Annotated in this window: 12 protein-coding genes; 8 read left to right on the forward strand and 4 right to left on the reverse strand. The window is 60.7% G+C overall.

Translation table 11 applies throughout. The features are described from left to right. Positions 1-77 precede the first annotated feature (77 nt). Positions 78-581, forward strand: a complete 504-nt coding sequence (locus K290_RS0106545) for a winged helix-turn-helix transcriptional regulator (RefSeq protein WP_028751145.1) — start codon at positions 78-80, stop codon at positions 579-581. On the opposite strand, the gene K290_RS0106550 is transcribed toward K290_RS0106545, so the two are convergent. The 3 genes from K290_RS0106550 to K290_RS0106565 form a co-directional block, all read right to left on the reverse strand. Continuing rightward, the gene (locus tag K290_RS0106550) at positions 582-1,391 is read right to left on the reverse strand and encodes a TIGR02186 family protein (protein WP_037135033.1); all 810 of its coding nucleotides are present in this window, start codon (positions 1,389-1,391) and stop codon (positions 582-584) included. Then, the gene (locus K290_RS0106555; RefSeq protein WP_028751147.1) at positions 1,388-2,314 is read right to left on the reverse strand and encodes a sulfite exporter TauE/SafE family protein; all 927 of its coding nucleotides are present in this window, start codon (positions 2,312-2,314) and stop codon (positions 1,388-1,390) included. Before K290_RS0106555 ends, K290_RS0106550 begins: the two co-directional genes overlap by 4 nt. A 371-nt stretch (positions 2,315-2,685) precedes the next feature. Continuing rightward, the gene (locus K290_RS0106565) at positions 2,686-6,420 is read right to left on the reverse strand and encodes a peptidoglycan-binding protein (RefSeq protein ID WP_028751149.1); all 3,735 of its coding nucleotides are present in this window, start codon (positions 6,418-6,420) and stop codon (positions 2,686-2,688) included. A 467-nt stretch (positions 6,421-6,887) separates the two neighbouring features. Between K290_RS0106565 and K290_RS0106570 the strand changes: the two genes are divergently transcribed. The 5 genes from K290_RS0106570 to K290_RS0106590 all read left to right on the forward strand — a co-directional run bounded on the left by K290_RS0106570 (position 6,888) and on the right by K290_RS0106590 (position 14,179). Further along, entirely contained in the window at positions 6,888-7,916 is a 1,029-nt protein-coding gene (locus K290_RS0106570; RefSeq protein WP_051263948.1) for an acyltransferase family protein, read from the forward strand. A gap of 259 nt (positions 7,917-8,175) precedes the next feature. Continuing rightward, positions 8,176-9,972 (forward strand): acyl-CoA dehydrogenase C-terminal domain-containing protein, encoded by a 1,797-nt coding sequence (locus tag K290_RS0106575; protein ID WP_028751151.1) that lies wholly within the window; start codon positions 8,176-8,178, stop codon positions 9,970-9,972. A 205-nt stretch (positions 9,973-10,177) separates the two neighbouring features. Beyond that, a complete protein-coding gene (locus tag K290_RS0106580) occupies positions 10,178-11,386 on the forward strand; it encodes an acetyl-CoA C-acetyltransferase (protein ID WP_028751152.1) in 1,209 nt (402 codons plus the stop codon). A 14-nt stretch (positions 11,387-11,400) separates the two neighbouring features. After that, positions 11,401-13,611: a 3-hydroxyacyl-CoA dehydrogenase NAD-binding domain-containing protein gene (locus K290_RS0106585; RefSeq protein WP_028751153.1), complete on the forward strand. Its 2,211-nt coding sequence runs from the start codon at positions 11,401-11,403 to the stop codon at positions 13,609-13,611. A gap of 124 nt (positions 13,612-13,735) precedes the next feature. Continuing rightward, positions 13,736-14,179, forward strand: coding sequence for a YybH family protein (locus K290_RS0106590; protein WP_028751154.1), 444 nt, complete (start codon positions 13,736-13,738; stop codon positions 14,177-14,179). A gap of 8 nt (positions 14,180-14,187) precedes the next feature. Here K290_RS0106590 and K290_RS0106595 read toward each other — a convergent pair whose 3' ends face one another. Beyond that, the gene (locus tag K290_RS0106595; protein WP_028751155.1) at positions 14,188-15,399 is read right to left on the reverse strand and encodes an MFS transporter; all 1,212 of its coding nucleotides are present in this window, start codon (positions 15,397-15,399) and stop codon (positions 14,188-14,190) included. Positions 15,400-15,542: 143 nt separating this feature from the next. On the opposite strand from K290_RS0106595, the gene K290_RS33870 reads away from it, so the two are divergent. Together K290_RS33870 and mscL are read left to right on the forward strand one after the other, a co-directional pair. Further along, positions 15,543-16,145 carry a TetR/AcrR family transcriptional regulator gene (locus K290_RS33870; RefSeq protein WP_051263949.1) on the forward strand — a complete coding sequence of 201 codons (603 nt, stop codon included), beginning with the start codon at positions 15,543-15,545 and terminating at the stop codon, positions 16,143-16,145. Positions 16,146-16,374: 229 nt separating this feature from the next. Continuing rightward, complete coding sequence (gene mscL, locus K290_RS0106605; RefSeq protein WP_028751156.1) at positions 16,375-16,809, forward strand: large conductance mechanosensitive channel protein MscL; 435 nt, start codon at positions 16,375-16,377, stop codon at positions 16,807-16,809. Positions 16,810-16,935: the final 126 nt, after the last annotated feature.

Below are 16,935 nucleotides of genomic sequence, written 5' to 3' on the forward strand. Positions count from 1 at the left end.
AAAACTGGTTGCGAAAAGCAATCGGTTGAAAATTAGCTTGACTGGTGGCAAAGTGCAAGCAGTTTTTGGAGATTTCTATGGACGCGCTCAATCGCTCCGGCTGTCCGATCAATCTCACCCTGGAAATCCTGGGTGATCGTTGGAGCCTGATCATCATCAGGGACATCATGTTCGGCAATCGCCGGCATTTTCGCGAGCTTCTGCAGAACTCGGAGGAGGGGATTGCCTCCAACATCCTTGCTGACCGGCTGAAGCGGCTGGTCGAGCGCGGGCTTTTGACCCGCGACGACGATCCGACCCATAAGCAGAAGGCCGTCTATAGCCTCACCGAAATGGCGATCGACCTCGTGCCGCTCTTTGCCCACATGGGTGCATGGGGCCGCAAGCATCTGCCGGTTTCGGAGGAGCTGTCGATCCGGGCGGAGCTGCTGGAAGATGGCGGGCCGAAGCTTTGGGAGGATTTCATGGAAGAGCTGCGGGCGAAGCACCTCGGCAAGGTCTTGCCGCCGGGAACGCCGTCGGTGCTCGGTCGGCTGACGGAAGCCTATTTGAACGTGGTGGAGCGGAAGAAGAGCGCTTGATCAGCTCTTCCGGAACACGAAGCTCGCCGTCCATCCGGTAATCACCGCCAGCAGCACCGAAAACGCGCCATAGGCGATAGGGCGTTCATGGGCGGCATCGGTGATCGTCTGCTCGATGCCGGTCTTGATGACGCGCAGCGGTAGGGATTTTTCGGTCAGGAATTTGCCGCTCTTGAAGAGAAAGGCGCGTACGGTATGCACGCCGTTCGGGACGTCCGCAGGCAACCTTAGCGTTGCCTTGAACAGGCTGGAACTGACGAAGCGTACGCCGGCCGGGTCGCTCTCGTAAAGGCCGCCGCTCTGCTGCAGCCGCCGAAAAGCCTGTCGGAATTCCGGCACGTCGGCGCCATTGCCGACGAAACCGACGGGGGTTAGCTGAATATGATCCATGCCGATGCCGCGGTCGTTCAGCTCCAACGGCGCGGTGATGTAGTCGACGGCGCGTGTGCTCGACAGGGAATAGGCCTGCGGCACATGCTCGAAAGTCATCGAGCGGGTATTGACCCAAATGCCGAAGACCCGTTCCTTCTTGCGCACGGTGGCGTTTTCGCGAGGCCCCTCCAGCACGACGACGATGTCGTATTGCCCGATGGCCAAAAGTAACTGGTCGGTATTGGAAAGCGCGCCGAAGATCGTCAGATCCGCGCCGGTGAAATCGGAGGTAATGGCGATTTCGCCGGTCGAGGTGCCGATCTCCATCGTCTCGCGTGCCGTCGTGGAGGTCGTCGGCTGGTCGAGCAGCACCTGTGCGTTCGCGCTCAATGGCGCAAGCAGGAGAGCGGCTGCGAGAATCGGGCCAAAACGTCTCATCGGCCTGCTCCTTCGAGCACGACGGAATAGATATCGGCCGGCGTGACCACCAGCGCAATCGCCAGGCGCAAGCCGACGGCAAGGACGAGCAGGCCGAGCAGGGCGCGCAATTGCTCGCCGCGCAGCTTCTGGCCGACGCGCACGCCGTATTGTGCGCCGACGACGCCCGCCACCATCAGTAGGAAGGCCAGCACGATATCGACGGAATAGTTGGTCGCGGCCTGAACGACAGTCGTGTAGGCGGTGACGAAGATGATCTGGAACAGCGAGGTGCCGACCACGACATTGGTCGGAATGCGCAGCAGGTAGATCATCGCCGGTACCATGATGAAGCCGCCGCCGACGCCCATGACCGATGTCAGAATGCCGATGCCGAAACCTAGGCCGATTACCGGAATGACGCTGAGATAGATCTTCGATTTCTTGAAGCGCATCTTCAGCGGCAGGCGGTGCACCCAACTGTGATGACCCGGCTTGCGGGGCGCGGCCGGCTCGTTGCGGGCAGCACGGCGCATCGCATTGAGGCTCTCCCACAGCATCAACCCGCCGATGGTGCCGAGAAAGACGACGTAGAGCAGGGAGATGAAGAGATCGAGCTGGCCGATGCGTCTCAGCAGCGAGAAGATCCAGATGCCGACGGTGGCGCCGGTAAGACCGCCGATCAGCAGCACCGTGCCGAGCTTCATGTCCAGCGTGCCGCGACGAAAATGCGTGATAGCGCCGGAAATCGAGGAGGCGACGACCTGGTTGGCGCCGGTGGCGACGGCGACAACGGGCGGGATGTTGTAGAAGATCAGAAGCGGCGTGATCAGAAAGCCGCCGCCAACGCCGAACATGCCGGAGAGAAACCCAACGGCTGCGCCCATGCCGAGAATAATGAAGATATTCACCGACAGTTCTGCGATCGGCAGATAGATCGTCACGGTCTGATCCCAGTTGCAGCTATCCGAGCGTAGGCGACCGGATGCCTATGAACAATTTCCCCTTTAAACAGACGATTCTAATCTGAAATGATTGCCAGAGCCTTAGGAAAAATCATGGCGTCTTTCAGCGATCGAATTCGTCATTCCACTCTAATGCGGCATTTTCCGCGATTGTGTGACGAATTTCGTCGTAAGGCAAAGCCGGCGCGAAACCGTTGGTTATCGCCGGCAATACGCTCATTGTGACGATGATCTAATCGGGCCGATTGGCGCCCGCAAAGCAAAACGAGCCTTCGCCGATGTTGCTGCGATTATGCACCGCGACGGCGGTATGCCCGAAGGCTTCATCGATCCGAAATGAAACCTTGGAGCTATTTGTTGCGGGCCAGAAGTTCCTTGACGACCTGATTGCTCACCCGGCCGTCCTGCGGCAGGCCGACCGATTTCTGGAAGCTCTTCAGCGCGGCGACGGTCTTCCCGCCCATATTGCCGTCCGGCGGCCCGGCGTCGAAGCCGTTGTTGTTAAGGATCGCCTGGATGTTGCGGATCGCCTTCTTCATGTCGATCGAGGCGGTGTTGACGCCTTTGCCGGTCGTCCATTCCTCGGGGATTGTCGTACCGTTCGCCTTGGCGTCCAACGGTTGCGCCTTCCAGAGATCGACCTTGGCGCGAGCGCTTTCGAGTTCGTCCTGCTTCATGGCGTTCGCCACTTCGTCGCGCTTCTGCGAGGCATCCTTGTCGCCACCCTTGGCGGCGATCGCGAACCATTTGTAGGATTCCTGCAGGTCCTGCTTCACGCCGTTGCCGCGCGCATAGAGAATGGCGAGGTTGAACTGGCTGTCGGACACGCCGAGATTGGCTGCCTTGATGAACCAGTTCGCCGCCGTCGGATAGTCCTGCGGGCCGGCAGCACCGGAAGCATAGAGGACGGCAAGATTGTGCATGGCGCTGGCATTGCCCTGTTTGGCGGCCTGCTCGTAATAGTCTTTGGCCTTGGTGAGATCGCGCTCGAGGCCATTGCCCTTCTCATACATGCTGGCGAGCCGGTACTGGGCCGGCGCGAAGCCCTTATCGGCGGAAAGCTGATACCAGTTCGCTGCCTGCTTGAGATCGGCCGCAACGCCGCGGCCATCGGTGTAGCGTACGCCGATTTCGAATAGAGCGACGGGATCGCCGGATTTGGCGGCGGCAACGAGCGTCGGCGGCTGGATGCCGTCAGGCACGGTGATGGCGGCGGTCGGTGCGGATGCCTGTGTCGCAGCCGCTACCGGGGTAGCCGTGGCATTGGCAGGCACGAAGGCTGCGGTTTGCTGGGCCGGCGCGGCACTGCCGGCTGGCGCGAGCGTTTCGCTGGCCTCGCTGCCATCGAGGGTGGCGGCGGTCGTCAGATGATCGTTCGTCGGAGAAGTGGCCGGATTTGTCGGCGCCGCAGAGGACTGCGCGGTTGCTGCGGCATCGACAGCCGGTGCTTCTGTGGCCGGCGCCTGCGTGGCGGGCGCGTTCGTTGGCGCCTGAGCGCCCAGTGCCGGCATTTGAGCTGCATTGGCGGAGGCGCCGTTTGTCGCGCCACTTTCGGCAGTCGAGGTCAGCACCGAGACTTCCGCCGGCGGCGGCGCCTTCTGGCCGCGCGTCAGCGTATTCACGAGCGGGAAGGCCATGATGGCGAGCAGGGCCGCGCCGATAGCGAGCAGGATCGGCCGGCGGAAGCGCGAGAATGCGCCGCGCTTCTTTTCGCCGTTTTTGGGGGCAGGCGCCGAGCGCTGCGTCTGGTCGACTTCCATAGCGGCTGCCTGAGCGGCGCGGCGGGCAGCAGCGATATAGTCGGCGCGCTCGTTTTCACTCGGCTGTTTGGTGGCGCCGTTGCGCGCGGCATTCTGGCTGGCGCGCACGCGTTCCAGGATCTTTTTGATATCGGGCGCTCCCGAGCCGGGCTCGAGCAACTCATTGGCTTCCTCAGCCGGCATCATGTCGACCGGATCGATCGACGGCGCCTGCTCGATGACAGGCCGGTCGGGCAAGAAGATGGGTTCGGCCTTCTCGGGCATGAAGAAACGTCTGCCGAGGCTGGCGAGCAGGCTAGATTTCCCCCCCTCCTTCTTCGCCGCGGCCTTGATCTCCGCCTTGGTGACAGCTTCCACCGCTTGCGCGACGGCGACTTCCGGCGATGCCGCGGATTCGGCAGGCGCGACGGTACGGATCACCGGTCCGGCCTTGTGCGGCGCGGCCAGAGGCGCTTTCACCGTCGAGCTGTCGGCGGTAGCAAAAACATCGCTTTCGAATTTTGCGGCAGGCATCGCGGGCGCCGGCTGGCGATGTTCCATGTGGTCCAGCCGGTCGGCGATCTGCAGCAGCGTGCCGTGCAGCGCCTCGAACGTGCGATGCGTACGCTCGTCGCTGCTGCGGCTGAGGTCTTCGAGATGGCGAAGGTCTTCGGCCAATGCCGTCATCGCAGACATGTCGGCGGCAGTCCCGCCATGGCCGAGCATGCCTTCGCGCGAATAGGCCTCGACGACCGCTTCCGCCGCATGGCGCGCGGCCTCGATAATATACTCATCATTGGTCGCCATATAATCTTCGATCGCACTCATGCGGCGGTCGAGATCGGCGGGAATATGGTCGGCGACGGCCCGCGGTTCGTGCATCAGCAGCGTCGAGAGATGGGCGATCTGTTCTTCGAGATTGCGCAGCGCCTGCGTATCGGTCGGCGCCGCCGCGGTGCTCGCCTCAAGCCGCATGGCGATATCGGAAAGACGGCCTTCCAGCCGGCGGACGGCGCCATCATCGAGATTTGCGGCCGACTGCGGCGGGTGGAAATCCATTTCGTCGATGCGCCGCGCCAGATAATCCAGGCGCTCGGCCAGCGCATGATCGACCGAGCCCTGTTCCAGTGCGTCGATCTTGCGGGAAATATCGGCGAGATGGTTGACCAGTTCCGGCTGCGGCGCCGCCCTCTGTGAGCGCTCCATCAGATAGGAGAGCTGATCCAAGCGCTCTTCCAGCCGGGCGGCGGCCTTGGCATTGCCGAGTTCGTCGATGCGCATTGCCAACGCTTCTAGGCGTCCGGAAAGGTCGTCCGCCGGCTGGCGCCGCGCCGCTTCGCGGCTCATCATGTCGATCTGGTCAGCGAGACCGCTGATGCGGCCTTCGAGCCGCTGCATTGCTTGATCCTGCGGCTGGATCATGCCGCCGAAGCTTTCCACGGCAGTGGCGATCGACAGCAGCTTGTTTTCCAGCGCGTGCACGGCGGGGCTGTCGCTCATGCTGCCCAGATGCTGCTTGATATCGTCCAGGCGATAGGCGAGCGACACCAGCTCGTCCTGCAGGCCGTTCGTGTCGATCGCCTGCACCTGGCGTTCGACATGGTGCAGCGAGTCCTCGCGGGCAAGCCCGTCCATCAGCGAGCGCAGCTCTTCGAACTCCGCCTTTAGGCCAGCGGTTTCCGGCTGGCCGGGATGACCGGCAAGCTGGCTGATGCTGTCGGCAAGCCGCGCCATGTCCTCGCGCACATCGGCGGCGAAATGCTTGTCCTCGGCATTGTCCCGGATGTCGCGAATTTCTGCGCGTAACGCACTGACTTCGCGGGTAATGCTCTCTGCAATATCCCGTTTAAGGTCTTGCCGCAGGTTGACCAGCGCCTGAGCGATATCAACGGAGCTTTCCGGGGTAGAGCGAAGTGCTGAAGGTAGAGGCTGCCGCGAGGCCTGGTTTTCGCCAACGCGCCCGCCAAGCGGAGCTTCCTCGCGACGTGCATGCAGGCGTTCGCGGCTCGCTTCGAGAGCACGCTGGCGCTGGCGGATTTCGGCGAGCGGATCGGGCCGCAAATCGCTTTCCGCACGTTCGGTGCGGAGCGGACGTTCATAAGGGCGCGCGGCATACGCATCGCGCTCGGTGCGTGGCGTGCGGTCGGAAAGAGGAGCGCGCTCCGGCATCGGGGTCCGCTCAGGCGCCGCGGCATAGCCGTTTGCCACGCGCTGGCGCGTGTCCCGGGCGCCAGCCGTGCCCATCAGGCCTTCGATGCGCGCTTCCAGCCCCTCGATGGTGCGGCTCAACGCATCCAGCGACGCCCAGTCGCCCGTGCCGGTAGGATTTGATCGCGATCCGCTCATCTTCTTGCTCGCTTCGACATATGGACCACTCAAAGGCCATCTTCGCTTGTGGGAAGGCAGCTTCGCGGGTTCGCGCGCAGACCGCATCCCACCGTTCGGAAAGAAATAATGTATTAGGCTTTCCTCAGGCTGAACCGCGAAACGGCGCTCCATCAAGCTAAAGATGAAAGAAACGCGAAGCATCGCTGCTCATCCCGCACAATTCACGAAACGTAGTAAACAACCCGTTAAGTTTTGCCGAAATCTTAACCTTTTATTTTGGCCTTGTTATTGAATATGCTCACGTTCTTATATGGCTGACGGAGTGGCTGCTGGTGAGATCGGCGTGTTGAACATCAAACGTTCTCTTATCGTGCCGTGGTCCGATGGACAGAAATTGCAAATTCTTAAAATTGAGCGGCGTTATATTTTTCTCAATTGAGCTGTGGAACCATGGGTTGATTTAAATATCCTTGGGAGCCGAACGCGTGCCGCCATCCATTGCCCGTGAACCGGATCAGGTACATCACATCCCGGCCCTCGATGGATGGCGCGGGCTGGCTGTCATCATGGTGTTGATGGGCCATTTCGGGGCCGACCGATATCTGCCAAACTTCAGCTCATTCGGCGTCGATCTGTTCTTCGTGCTGTCGGGGCGATTGATGGCGGACATTTTGTTCATCAAGCACATGCCGCTACCGATGTTTTTCGCCAAACGGTTTGCGCGCGTTTATCCCGCGCTGTTTATGTTCGTATTGATTACCGGCCTCGCTTTTCATGGCAGGGTCGGCGAATATGACCTGAATGTCGCCGCTTTGGCGCTGACGTTCACCCTGAACTACGCCATGGCCTATGGGCACCCTTTTTCCCTGTTGGATCACATCTGGTCCCTATGCGTCGAGGAGCACAGCTATATCCTCCTGGGTTTGATCGCCTTCGCTACGCGCTTATGGAGCAAACCCATCGCCTGGGGCCTCATTCTTGCAGCCGGATTGATGGCCTTGATCAACGGAGTGGTTCGGATACATCTGTCGCAGGGAGACTGGGGGTTGATAATGTGGCGCACCGATGTCGCCATGGCCGGGATATTCATCTCCGCAGCCCTCTTTATTTTTCTCCGACCAAGCTTGCATCGGGATCATTGGACATGGATTGCGCCATGTGCCCTGGTGAGCGCGATCTTGGCGCGGATGTTTGGCGTAGATGCCATTGTATTTTTCGGCGTCAAAACGATCCTGCTGGCGACGGCCGTTATCGGAATCGAATATTCAGCCCCGTGGTTCCGGAGAAATTTCGAAGGCGATGTGCTCCGCTTTATCGGGCAATGCTCCTTCTCGATTTACTTATGGCAGGAACCCTTTTTCAAACTGACAGGCTTAGGTGTCGTACCGCCTGTTTTCCTGCTTGTCTTGGGTATCGCCTGCGGTGTGGCAAGCTACTATCTCATAGAACGCCCGCTGCGTGCCACGCTCAACGCCATGTTCAGCCGCCGCCCAGTCGAGCAAACTCTCGCCTGACTTCGAGTTTGCAGAAGCTCCGCATGACCGATCGCCGGATGTCGGAGAGATCGATGATCCTATTTTCGGTTAAGCGAGCGGCCACAGGGTAAGCATATCTCCGTCGCCTGCGGCATTATTTCCATTGCCCGCTTTGCCATCCTACCTAAAAATTCGCTTTGCCGTCCAAATTTGACGTTTACGCAAACGTCAATATTTTGTAAGGCTAGGTGAAAGGCCGGAATACGAGTCCCGGCGGCGAATTGGAGGAATTCGAAAGATGCCAGTCTACAAGGCCCCGGTGAACGATACGCTTTTCGTCCTGAACGATGTGCTCGGACTGGAACGCTACAACAATCTGCCGGGTTTTGCCGAAGCCAGTCTCGATATGATCGAGGCGATCGTCGGCGAGGCGGCCAAGTTGTCGGAAGAAGTGCTTTTTCCGCTGAATTATTCCGGCGATCAGGAAGGCTGCGTGCGCCATGACGACGGCACGGTCTCGACGCCGAAGGGCTTCAAGGAGGCTTACCGTGCCTATTACGAGGGCGGCTGGCTGGGCCTGGCGGTGCCGGAGGAATTCGGAGGGCAGGGGCTGCCCTACACGCTGCATTGCGCCGTCGGCGAATATACCTCCGCCGCCAACATGTCGCTGATGATGTATCCGGGCCTGACGCAAGGCGCGATCGCCGCCATTCTCGTACATGGTTCCGAGGAGCAGAAGCGGACCTATCTGCCGAAGATGGTCGAGGGCACCTGGTCCGGGACCATGAACCTCACGGAACCGCATTGCGGCACCGATCTCGGCCTGCTGCGCACCAAGGCCGTTCCGCAAGGCGATGGTAGCTATAAAATATCGGGCCAGAAGATCTTCATCTCCGCCGGCGAACACGACATGACGGATAATATCGTGCATCTGGTGCTCGCCCGCATCGAGGGAGCGCCGGAGGGCACCAAGGGTATTTCGCTGTTCATCGTACCGAAATTCACGGTCGGGTCGGATGGTTCGCCAGGCTCTCGCAATGCGGTCTCCTGCGGCGCGATCGAGCACAAGATGGGCATTCACGGCAACGCCACCTGCGTCATGAACTATGATGAGGCCACCGGCTTCCTGATCGGCGCCGAGAACAAAGGCCTCAACGCCATGTTCGTCATGATGAACGAAGCCCGTCTCGGCGTCGGCCTGCAGGGGCTGTCGGTTGCCGAAATCGCCTATCAGAATGCCGTCGCCTATGCCCGCGAGCGCATCCAGGGTCGCTCGCTTTCCGGCCCGAAGGCGCCGGACAGAAAGGCGGACCCGATCATCGTTCATCCCGATATCCGCCGCTCGCTGATGACCATCCGCGCTTTTAACGAGGCTGGCCGCGCCTTCCTGCTATGGACGGCGCTGAAGTCCGATATCGCCCATCGCTCGCCAGACGAGAAGGAGCGTCAGGCGGCCGACGATGTCCTTGGCCTGGCGACGCCGATCCTGAAGGGCGTCATGACCGACAAGGGTTTCGAGCACGCAGTCATGGCGCAGCAGGTCTTCGGCGGCCACGGTTATATCGAAGAGCATGGTATGAGCCAGTATGTCCGCGATGCTCGCATCACCATGATCTACGAAGGCGCCAACGGCATCCAGGCGCTTGATCTCGTCGGGCGCAAATTGGCGCTGAACGGCGGCCGCGCCGTCATGGCGCTGTTCAAGGAGATCGGTGATTTCTGCGAGGAGAACCGCAATGACGGCGAGATGGCCTTCTTCACAAAGCATCTGAAGAAGGGGTTGAACGACGTTCAGGCCGCGACCATGTGGTTCATGCAGAACGCCATGGCGAAGCCCGACAATGCCGGCGCCGGCTCGACGGATTACATGCACCTCTTCGGCCTCGTCGTCCTCGGTTACATGTGGGCGAAGATGGCGAAGGCCGCGCAAGCCGGTCTCGCCGGCGGCGACAGCGCCCGCACGGATTATTTGAAGAACAAGCTTGTCACGGCGCGGTTTTACATGGAGCGCATCATGCCGGAAACGGCGCTGCGCAAGGCTCGCATCGAAACCGGCGCGGATACGATGATGGAACTGGCGGCGGAAGCGTTTTGATGAAAATCCCCTTCTCCCCAGCGGGGAGAAGGTGCCCGCCCTTCGATCAACTCAGGGGGCGGATGAGGGGGTGCCTTGAGCGACGAGCGAAAGGCAGCCTTACGGTGCAACGCCCCCTCAACCTGCGCTAACGTGCATCCTTCTCCCCGCCGGGGAGAAGGTGGGTATGAATACAACGGCGCTTGCCGCCGCAGGGAGATGAGACATGACCGAGGTTTTCATTTACGACCATGTGCGCACGCCGCGCGGGCGTGGCAAGAAGGATGGGGCGCTGCATGAAGTGCCCTCCGTTCGCCTTGCCGCCAAGACGCTGGAGGCGATCCGCGACCGCAACGGGCTCGATACGAAGAGGGTCGACGATATCATCATGGGCTGCGTCGATCCGGTGATGGATGCCGGCGCCGTCATTCCCAAGGCAGCCGCCTTCGAAGCAGGTTATTCGACCACGGCGCCCGGTATGCAGATCTCGCGCTTTTGCGCCTCGGGCCTCGATGCCGTGAATTTCGGCGCAGCCAAGATCGCGCAAGGAGCCGATGATATCGTCATCGCCGGTGGCGTCGAGAGCATGTCGCGCGTCGGGCTCGGCATGTCCGGCGGCGCCTGGTTCATGGACCCCTCGGTCAACTTCCCGGCCTATTTCATGCCGCAGGGCGTATCCGCCGATCTCATCGCCACCAAATACGGCTTTTCACGCGACGATGTCGACGCCTATGCCGTCGAGAGCCAGAAGCGAGCGGCAAATGCCTGGGATAAAGGCTATTTCAAGAATTCCGTCGTGCCGGTGAAGGATATCAATGGCCTGACCATTCTCGACAGGGATGAGCATATGCGCCCCGGCACCGATATGCAGGCGCTGGCCTCGCTCAATCCATCCTTTCAGATGCCCGGCGAGATGGGCGGCTTCGAAGCCGTCGCGATCCAGTCGCATCCGGAAATCGAACGCATCAATTACGTGCACCATGCGGGCAATTCCTCCGGCATCGTTGACGGCGCCGCCGCCGTGCTGCTCGGCTCCAAGGCCGGCGGCGAGAGCATGGGACTGAAGCCGCGCGGCCGGATCAAGGCTTTCGCCAATATCGGCTCCGACCCGGCGCTGATGTTGACCGGCCCGGTCGACGTCACCGAGAAACTGCTGAAGCGCACCGGCATGACGCTCGCCGACATTGATCTTTTCGAGCTCAACGAGGCCTTTGCGGCCGTCGTGCTGCGCTATATGCAGGCTTTCGATATTGGGCATGACAAGATCAACGTCAACGGCGGGGCGATTGCCATGGGCCATCCGCTCGGCGCCACCGGCGCGATGATCCTCGGCACGGTGCTGGACGAGCTGGAGCGCCGTGATCTCAATACGGCGCTGGTGACACTCTGCATCGGCGCCGGCATGGGCACTGCGACGATCGTGGAACGCGTCTGAGGGGAGCGGAAACAATGGCTTATACGAATTTCACCGTCGAGACCGACGCGGACGGCATTGCACTCGTCACCTGGGACATGCCCGGCAAATCGATGAACGTCTTTACTGCCGAGGTGTTGGAGGAACTGAACGCCCTCATTGATGCGACCGTTGCCGACAAGGCGATCAAGGGCGTGGTCATTACCTCGGGAAAATCCTCCTTTTCCGGCGGAGCCGATCTGTCGATGATCAAATCGCTCTTCTCCGTCTATCAGGACGAGAAGGCGAGGAATCCGGCGACGGCGGCGCAAAAGCTCTTTGATCTCGTCGGCCGGATGACCGGTCTGTTCCGTAAGCTCGAGACCTGCGGCAAGCCCTGGGTTTCCGCGATCAACGGCACTTGCATGGGCGGTGCGCTGGAGATGTCGCTTGCCTGCCATGGCCGCGTTGCCTCCAACGCCAAGAGCGTCAAGCTGGCGCTGCCTGAGGTCAAGGTCGGCATCTTCCCCGGCGCCGGCGGTACCCAGCGCATCTCGCGGCTGGCCGATGCGCAGTCGGCGTTGCAAATGATGACGACGGGTCAATCGCTGACGGCAGCACGCGCCAAGGCGATGAACCTCCTGCATCAGGTGGTTGAGCCGGATCAACTGATCTCCGCCGCCAAGCAGATGATCAAGGATGGTCTGAAGCCTGTCGCTCCCTGGGATGAAAAGGGTTTCAAGGTGCCCGGCGGCGGCATCTGGACGCCTGCTGCCGCGCAGCTCTGGCCGGCTGCGCCCGCAATCCTTCGTCGGGAGACATCGGGCAACTATCCGGCCGCGCTCGCCATCCTCAAATGCGTCTATGAAGGCCTGCAGGTTCCCTTCGACACCGGTCTCAAGATCGAGCAGCGCTATTTCACCCAGGTGTTGCAGACAACCGAAGCCTATTCGATGATCCGCTCGCTGTTCATCTCCATGCAGGAACTCGGCAAGGGCGCCCGGCGACCGGCCGGGCAGCCGAAGACCGAGCTGAAGAAGGTCGGCGTCGTCGGCGCCGGATTCATGGGCGCCTCGATTGCCTATGTCACCGCCGCAGCCGGCATCGCCGTCACCCTCATCGATCGCGACATCGAAGCGGCCGGCAAGGGCAAGGCGGTCGCGGAAGGTCTGGTGAAGGAATCTGTCGGTAAGGGAAGAATTACGCGAGACGAAGGCGCGGCTCTGCTTGCCTGCATCACGCCTTCGGCCGACTATGCCGACCTCAGCGATGCCGATCTCGTCATCGAGGCGGTGTTCGAGGATCGTGATGTGAAGAAAGCGGTCATCGAGGCCGTTGAAGCCGTGCTGCCCGCGGGCGCCGTCTTCGCCACCAACACCTCGACCCTGCCGATCACCGGCCTTGCGAAGAATTCCAAGCGCCCGACGGATTTCATCGGCATCCATTTCTTTTCGCCGGTCGAGAAGATGCTGCTGACCGAAGTCATTCTTGGCAAGGAGACGGGCGACCGCGCCCTTGCCGTTGCGCTCGATTACGTCGCTGCCATCAAGAAGACCCCGATCGTCGTCAACGACACCCGTGGCTTCTTCGTCAATCGCTGCGTGCTGCGCTACATGTCGGAAGCCTATGACATGTTGATCGAAGGCGTGCCGCCGGCCATGATCGAAAACGCCGCGAAGATGGCAGGCATGCCGGTCGGGCCATTGGCACTCAACGACGAAGTCGCCATCGACCTGTCGCTGAAGATCCTTAAGGCCGCCGTCGCCGATCTCGGCGACAAGGCTGTTGATGTCAGGCACATGCAGTTGGTTACGCGCCTGGTGGAAGACGAAGGCCGCTTCGGTCGCAAGAATTCCAAGGGCTTTTACGATTATCCGCCGAAGCCGGGCAAGAAGTCTCTCTGGCCGGGCCTGAAGGACCTCTATCCGCAGAAGAAGGCCGAGGAGATCGATGTCAACGTCCTGAAGCAGCGCTTCCTCGCCACCATCGCGCTGGAGGCGGCGCGGACCATGGAAGAGGGCATCGTCACCGACCCGCGCGAAGCCGATGTCGGCTCCATCCTCGGCTTTGGCTTCGCCCCCTATACCGGCGGTGCGCTCTCCTACATCGACGCAATGGGCGTCAAAGCCTTCGTGGAACTCTGCGAAACGTTGGCTAAGGCTTACGGACGGCAGTTCAAGCCCACGGCGCTGCTGAAGGATATGGCGGCGAAGGGCGAGACGTTTTATGGGCGATTTGACCCGTATGGCGTGAAAACGGCAGCGTAAAAGAGTTTTCCTCCAAGAGAGAACATGGCCACGCAAACCCGCGAAAAATAGTGGGCCGCTCCTGTCGGGAGCGGCCCTTACCATTCGTCCTCTGCTCAGTTCCATTGCACAGAGGAGATGAAAGATGGCCGAAATCATCGGAAACCGCGAAGAGGCTGACGCTATCTTTGCCATGCTTGTCGCTTGGGCGACGGCGATCGGAGAGAAGAATACCGCCGGCGTCCTGTCGCATGTGACCGACGACATTGTGGAATTCACTTTGGCGCCGCCGCTGCAATATAAGGGCAAGGATCAGGCTGGTCTGCAGGGCTGGTTCGATACTTGGCAGGGGCCCATCGAAGGCGATGTCGAAGATCAGAAGCTGACGATCGGCGGGGATATCGCCTTCTGGAGTGGTCTGACGCACATGCTGGGTACCAAGACCGACGGCACCAAGGTCGACCTCTGGTTCCGCCAGACGCTTGGTCTCAGAAAGGAAGCCGGCGTCTGGAAGATCGCCCATGATCACACATCGGTCCCCTTCGCCATGGACGGCAGCGGCTTGGCGGAGCTTGGATTGAAGCCGTAATCGCAGGTTCAGGCTGACGCTGTGATCTTCTCCCGTCCGGCCCTCAACGCCAGCACGCCGCTGACGATCAGGACCAGAATGGCGGCCGCATAGATATCCGTCGTTGCCGTGAATCCGACAGCCTTGGACAGAAACCCGGCCAAAATGGCGGGCAGGCTGAAGGCGAGGTAGCTTTGGATGTAGAAGGCCGAAAGCAGGCCGGCGCGTTCGTCGGGCTTGGCCAATGGCATGATGCTTCTAACTGTGCCGAGGAAGGTCGCCCCGAAGCCGGCGCCAGCGATCAGCGTTCCCAAGGCAAGGATCGACACCTGCGCCGCATGCACGCCGGCGATGACGGTCAATATGCCGAGCATCATGCTGGGTATGCCGAACGTCATGGCCGTGGTGGCGGATCTCTTGCGCAGCAGGGATACGGCCGCCGCACCGCTGATCGTCAAGGCTGCGACCACGGAGCCGCCGACGAGAGGTGCGGTGCTGCCCGTCGTCGCGCTGACCAGCGAGGGCACCAGCGACAGATAGAAGCCGCCGAGCGCCCAGACGGCGACGTTGACCGGCGTCAGCGCCAGCAGCGTCCGGCGCACCTGTTGTGGAACTGCGACTTCCGGTTTCAGCGATGCGAGCAGCCCGCTCCGCCGGGGTGTCGTCTCCGGCACCAGCCACAGCAGCACCGCCTGCAGGGCCAGCAGAGCGAGCATAACGATATAGACGAGCAGGGTCGGCGCCGGGGCGAATTGGACCAGAAGGCTCGTGCCGAGGGCACCGATCGCCATGCCGGTAAGCGGCGCAAGACTATTGGTGATCGCTCCCTTGATCGGATCGAGATCGACAAGGGCGGCGCCGATCGAGCTTGCGGCGGCACCGGTGGCCAAGCCTTGCACGACGCGCGCGGCAATCAGCCAATTCGGGCCATCGGCCATTAAAAACAGCGCCATCGCCACCATATTGAGGATGAGCGAGGCAAAGATCACCGGCCGTCGTCCCAGATGATCGGAAATCGAGCCGATGATCAGAAGCGAAATGAGGAGCGCGAAGGCATAGACGGCGAAGATCACCGTGATCAGCACCGGCGAGAAGGCAAAAACCTGCTGGTAGATGCGATAGAGCGGCGTCGGAGCGGAGGAGGCGGCAAAGAACGTAGCGCTGGTGGCGGCGTGAAAGAGCGGTGCTAATCGCCGGCCAGCCGTCCGTGGCGAATTGGCGGTGGAATCCATCGTGATCATCGACTATATCCTGGCTTAAAGCAAAAAAGTTGCGTTAAGCACATGTAGGGTGCCGCACAGCTAAAAGCAAATAATTTGCGTTAGCAACGAGCGGATGCTTTCGATGCGATAACAGCGACAAAGGGAAAGATTGGCATCAATCTATGGTTTCAAGAGAAAATCCGCGTCCCGGCGGCCGCAGCGCCAGGGTTCAGGCCGCGGTGCATCAGGCGGTTCGCGAGATGTTAGCCAGGATGGAGCGCGCCGACGTCACGATCCCGCTCATCGCACAGCGCGCCAATGTGACGCCATCGACGATCTATCGCCGCTGGGGCGATCTGCAGGAACTGTTGGCAGATGTCGCGGCTTCCCGCCTGCAGCCGGAAACGGAGCCACTTAAAACCGGAAGCGCCAGGATGGACCTGCAGGCCTGGGCCGAGCAATATGCCGACGAAATGTCCTCCGGTGCCGGCCGGCAGATGATCCGCGATATCCTTGCAGTATCCGACACGGCGAATGCGGAGAAGTGCTCTGGATACACGCAGCAGCAATTGCGCGTGATCGTCGCCCGGGCGGAAGAGCAGGGTGAGGCGTTTCCGACGCTCACCGAACTGATGGACTTCGTCATCTCGCCGATCATGTACCGCATTCTCTTCGATCAGGTGCCGAACAGCGACTATATTCATGGCCTGATATCTCGGGTCATGCCGAAAGGTGCGCCAAGTCCTGAAACTGCGGAAGCAACAGTTGATGTCTCGGGCGCCTGACGGTTTCCCCAATGGGTTCGCTTCTTCCGCTGGTTTAGGCTGCGTTGCCCCCCAACCGGCCAAAAAAGTAAGACAGCGATCACGTTTGAAACATGCTGCGGTCAGTGATTCCCTTGGGATATGCAGCGTCGATGTCTCCGTCGCGCCATTTCGCTATTGAAGAACAACGGCAAAGATGATGCTAATGGTTGCCGAATAGATTCAACGGCAACGCAAAGGGGATCATTCGATGCTCAATGAGTTCAAGGCTTTCATCGCCCGTGGCAACGTCATGGATCTCGCGGTCGGCGTGATCATTGGCGGCGCCTTTGGCGGTATCGTCAAGTCGCTGGTGGACGATATCATCATGCCGATCGTCGGCGCCATTTTCGGCGGCTTCGATTTCTCGAATTATTTTCTTCCACTCTCATCCACCGTCAACGCACCGACGCTGGCCGCCGCCCGCGCGCAGGGCGCGGTTTTCGCCTACGGCAATTTCATCACCGTCCTCATCAATTTCCTCATCCTCGCCTGGATCATCTTCCTGATGGTCAAGGGCGTGAATACGCTGCGCAAGCAGGTCGAGCGCAAACAGGAAAAGGGCGAGGAGACCGCGCCGCCGCCGGCCGATGTGCAATTGCTCACCGAAATTCGCGATCTCTTGGCCAGACGCCCTGCCGTCTGAGGCACGTTTACCGTCCTTTATCTTCAGCCCCGGCCTATGAAAGGCCGGGGTCCATTCATCACGAAAATCGATTGGTCGCTCAGTCAAAGTCATGGGATTTGCCCCCCGAATTGCTCTATCTCTTTG

It is taken from the genome of Rhizobium leucaenae USDA 9039 (assembly GCF_000426285.1).
GTDB classification, from domain to species: Bacteria; Pseudomonadota; Alphaproteobacteria; order Rhizobiales; family Rhizobiaceae; genus Rhizobium; species Rhizobium leucaenae.

Bases quoted from the DNA above. Each gene is read 5' to 3' on its own strand.
- K290_RS0106565 (WP_028751149.1), bottom strand. From the start codon at position 6,420: ATGAGCGGATCGCGATCAAATCCTACCGGCACGGGCGACTGGGCGTCG.
- mscL (WP_028751156.1), top strand. From the start codon at position 16,375: ATGCTCAATGAGTTCAAGGCTTTCATCGCCCGTGGCAACGTCATGGAT.
- K290_RS0106580 (WP_028751152.1), top strand. From the start codon at position 10,178: ATGACCGAGGTTTTCATTTACGACCATGTGCGCACGCCGCGCGGGCGT.
- K290_RS33870 (WP_051263949.1), top strand. From the start codon at position 15,543: ATGGTTTCAAGAGAAAATCCGCGTCCCGGCGGCCGCAGCGCCAGGGTT.
- K290_RS0106545 (WP_028751145.1), top strand. From the start codon at position 78: ATGGACGCGCTCAATCGCTCCGGCTGTCCGATCAATCTCACCCTGGAA.
- K290_RS0106550 (WP_037135033.1), bottom strand. From the start codon at position 1,391: ATGAGACGTTTTGGCCCGATTCTCGCAGCCGCTCTCCTGCTTGCGCCA.
- K290_RS0106595 (WP_028751155.1), bottom strand. From the start codon at position 15,399: ATGATCACGATGGATTCCACCGCCAATTCGCCACGGACGGCTGGCCGG.
- K290_RS0106590 (WP_028751154.1), top strand. From the start codon at position 13,736: ATGGCCGAAATCATCGGAAACCGCGAAGAGGCTGACGCTATCTTTGCC.
- K290_RS0106585 (WP_028751153.1), top strand. From the start codon at position 11,401: ATGGCTTATACGAATTTCACCGTCGAGACCGACGCGGACGGCATTGCA.
- K290_RS0106575 (WP_028751151.1), top strand. From the start codon at position 8,176: ATGCCAGTCTACAAGGCCCCGGTGAACGATACGCTTTTCGTCCTGAAC.